The 3,304-nt window shown below is 47.9% G+C and carries 3 protein-coding genes and 1 pseudogene; 2 read left to right on the top strand and 2 right to left on the bottom strand.

The features are described from left to right. The first annotated feature begins 118 nt into the window (after window positions 1-118). Window positions 119-1,234 carry an AI-2E family transporter gene (locus RMO52_RS17510; protein ID WP_310416751.1) on the top strand — a complete coding sequence of 372 codons (1,116 nt, stop codon included), beginning with the start codon at window positions 119-121 and terminating at the stop codon, window positions 1,232-1,234. Between the two features lie 194 nt (window positions 1,235-1,428). Here the strand turns inward: RMO52_RS17510 and mnmA are convergent, their stop codons facing one another. Together mnmA and RMO52_RS17500 are read right to left on the bottom strand one after the other, a co-directional pair. Beyond that, complete coding sequence (mnmA, locus tag RMO52_RS17505; RefSeq protein WP_309738819.1) at window positions 1,429-2,484, bottom strand: tRNA 2-thiouridine(34) synthase MnmA; 1,056 nt, start codon at window positions 2,482-2,484, stop codon at window positions 1,429-1,431. Window positions 2,485-2,639: 155 nt separating this feature from the next. Continuing rightward, a complete protein-coding gene (locus tag RMO52_RS17500) occupies window positions 2,640-2,771 on the bottom strand; it encodes a hypothetical protein (RefSeq protein ID WP_309738816.1) in 132 nt (43 codons plus the stop codon). A 253-nt stretch (window positions 2,772-3,024) separates the two neighbouring features. Between RMO52_RS17500 and RMO52_RS17495 the strand changes: the two are divergent. Beyond that, window positions 3,025-3,304: pseudogene (locus RMO52_RS17495) on the top strand (polysaccharide export protein); the annotation flags it as partial.

Here is a 3,304-nt window from a genome sequence, read left to right as displayed (position 1 = left end):
GCCGGACTAATGATTACGTTTCCGGGCGCTTTGGTTAACTTAGACGTATGTAGTATGCGCGATCGAGGGTTAAGATAAGAGAAAGTCTTAGCTGTTTGAGGCTCGGTTGGAGTTGCGTATGTTATTAGGTCAGTGGTTGGGGTTTGTGGCGATCCTGGTGTCGTTATACGTGCTATGGCAGATTCGTCAAGTACTATTGATAGTTTTTGCAGCGATAGTTTTGGCAACAGCCCTCAATAAGCTCGCTCGCAAAATTCAGCACCAGTTTAAGCTATCTCGAACGGTAGGAGTGCTCGCAGCACTTGCGATCTTCAGTGGGGTCTTAATCGGCTTTTTCATCACGATCGTCCCCCCATTTATCACCCAATTTCAAGAATTGACGGCGACTAAGTTTCCTGCAATTCTCAACTCAGCACCACAATGGCGGACGAATATCCAGTCATATATTCCCGCACCAATCTTTCCGTATTTACCAACTGTAGAAGATCTCACCCAACAGCTTCAACCTGTGATGAAATCTTTTGCAGGTGGATTGCCGACGATCTTTTCTAGCTCGCTCGGCGCGATCCTCAACTTCTTATTTATGATAATTCTGACGATTATGCTATTGGCTCAACCCAATGCTTATCGGCGGGCATTTATCTGTTTATTTCCCAGTTTTTATCGGCGGCGGATCGATGGAATTTTAGCTGAATGCGAAGTGTCTTTGGGCAAGTGGGTTGGCGGGGCAATTTTGAGTATGATTGTGGTCGCCGTACTCAGTTTAATTGGTTTATTAATCTTAGGAATTCCCCTGGCTTTAGCTCAAGCAATTCTGGCTGGGTTACTCAATTTTATTCCCAATGTCGGGCCGACGATCGGCGTGATTATCCCCATGGCGATCGCCTTACTAGACGAACCGTGGAAGGCAGTAGCAATCTTTATTATTTACTTTTCGATCCAACAGTTTGAAAGTAGCTTACTCACGCCCTATATCATGGCACAGCAGGTGTCTTTATTACCTGCGATTACCCTAATCGCTCAAGTATTTTTTACAACTTTCTTCGGTTTTCTGGGATTATTATTGGCATTACCATTAACTGTAGTTGCCAAGGTTTGGATTAATACCGTGTTAATTGAAGACGTCCTCGATCGCTGGAAACAACCCCGTCGGAGAATCGATCGTGCTACCGATCTTGCGGAACCGATCGATACTGAGACAGAACTAGTGCTGAAGTCAGCAGAGCGAGAATAACCGTGTATACACATCTCTGGTGAGAAGCGAAATCCCCATGAATCCCCCCAAATCCCCCTTAAAAAGGGGAACTTTAAGAGCAAGCGCATTCTTGGAGGTTGGGGAATTTAGATCTCAAAACGCAGCCCAATCAATAAAGCCCCCTTTCCAAGGGGGTTGGGGGATTTAGATCTCCGATTCACATCAATCACCAACTAACCGATCGGATCGATAATGCCACCACCGAGGACGATATCGCCATCGTACCAGACCGCCGCTTGACCGGGGGTAATGCCAAACTGGGGTTCATCAAACACCAATTTCACCTTGTCTCCTACGAGGGGAATTACGCTCACAGGGACAGCCTCAGAACGATATCTCACCTGTACCTCCGCCCGAATCGGTGCGGTGGGTTGAGGGATCGACACCCAATTGACGCGATCGACTGTACATTCGCTACCGTGAGTTTCCGCACGGGAGCCGACGACGACACGATTTTTGAGCGCATCTAGGGCGACGACATACAGCGGTTCGGGAGCGGCGATGCCAATGCCGCGACGTTGCCCGATCGTGTAATGATGGATACCGAGATGTTGACCTAATACGGCTCCTTGAGTATCGACGATTTCACCCGGACGTTCGGTGATATATTTGTCTAGAAACGTCTTCATCGAGCCGTGTTTTTCCACTAGGCACAGATCTTGACTTTCGGGTTTATCGGCGGTGGAGAGATTTAATTGCGCCGCAATTGCGCGGGTTTGGGTTTTGAGGGTATCTCCGAGCGGAAACACAGTCGCCGCGAGGATATGTTGCTCTAGATCGTAGAGAAAGTAAGTTTGATCTTTGGATCTGTCGATCGCGCGTCGTAATTGATGCCGTTGTAATTGCTCGTCATAGGTAATCCGCGCATAGTGCCCAGTGGCAATATAATCGGCTCCCAATTCAGCTTTGGCATAAGCCACCATCGGCCCAAATTTGACCGCCTTGTTGCACTGGGAACAGGGCAATGGCGTGATGCCAGCTTCATAGCCAGCGACGAGATAATCGATAATATACTGCTCGAAAGTATCGCGACTATCGACAATTTGATGGGTAATCCCCAACTGTTCGCAAATTTTGGCGGCATCGACCATCCCTTCCGAGCAACACTGACCCTTACCGCGCATCAACCACAGAGTCAGACCGATAACATCATCACCTCGATCGCACAAAATCGCAGCGGCAACCGAGCTGTCTACTCCGCCGGAGAGTCCCACGACGATTTTTTTCATAGCTGGCAACATCAGATTCTTATACAATATGCCCACTCCTAACTTAACACTTCTCGATCGCCTTTTGGGATGTCGATTTATTGCGAGAAAGTGACAAGCTGCTTTTTTGGCTAAAACCAGTCTGACAAACATCTCCAGCGATCGCTGAGCAGGAGTCAAATCGCTGGCAGGACGATACTCGATCGAGCGTTGCGACTTTTGGGTAAGGGTGTGGGAATAATGGATCGAGCTAGTCTCGATCGCCGCGACTCGCTAGGGAACATCACTTTGACAGGTAACGTCGTCAAAGCCAGACTAGATCTAACCTATGACGAGTAAATTGTTGTCAAAAAGTCTGAATCTAGAGTCAACTCAATTAGTAATCTGGCACAAATCGGTCGAGTTGGTGCGACACTCGCTCGGGCAAACGAGCGAGTGTCGATCTAGTCATAGGAGCGTGCAAATGTACTATAAAACACTGAGGAAAATAATCGCCTCCAAGCCTTAAACTAGACTATTAGACTATCGCGATCGATCGCCACTAAATATATACACTTATTTATGAATAATGCTAGTTTGCGGACTTATCTCTATAAAGGTCTAATCGTTGGTCTAGTGCCAGTATTGGCAATCGTCAATCTCCCCTTAGCGGGTATTGCCGCCCCAGCCAAAGCTAAAAAAGCACCAGCGAAAGTAACCTTCGCCCAGACTAAACCAGGTAAAGCCAAAACTCCAGCCAAGCCCAAAGCCAGAGCTGTCTCCCAGAATACTAGCTTTGCTGACTCTTATACCCTCGGCCCTGGGGACAGACTGCGGGTAGACATCTTTAACGTACCGGAGT

It is taken from the genome of Chamaesiphon sp. OTE_8_metabat_110, assembly GCF_031382685.1.
Lineage (GTDB): Bacteria > Cyanobacteriota > Cyanobacteriia > Cyanobacteriales > Chamaesiphonaceae > Chamaesiphon.
The sequence above is the reverse complement of the archived record's forward strand: the minus strand, read 5'-3'. Positions and strand labels throughout refer to the sequence as shown.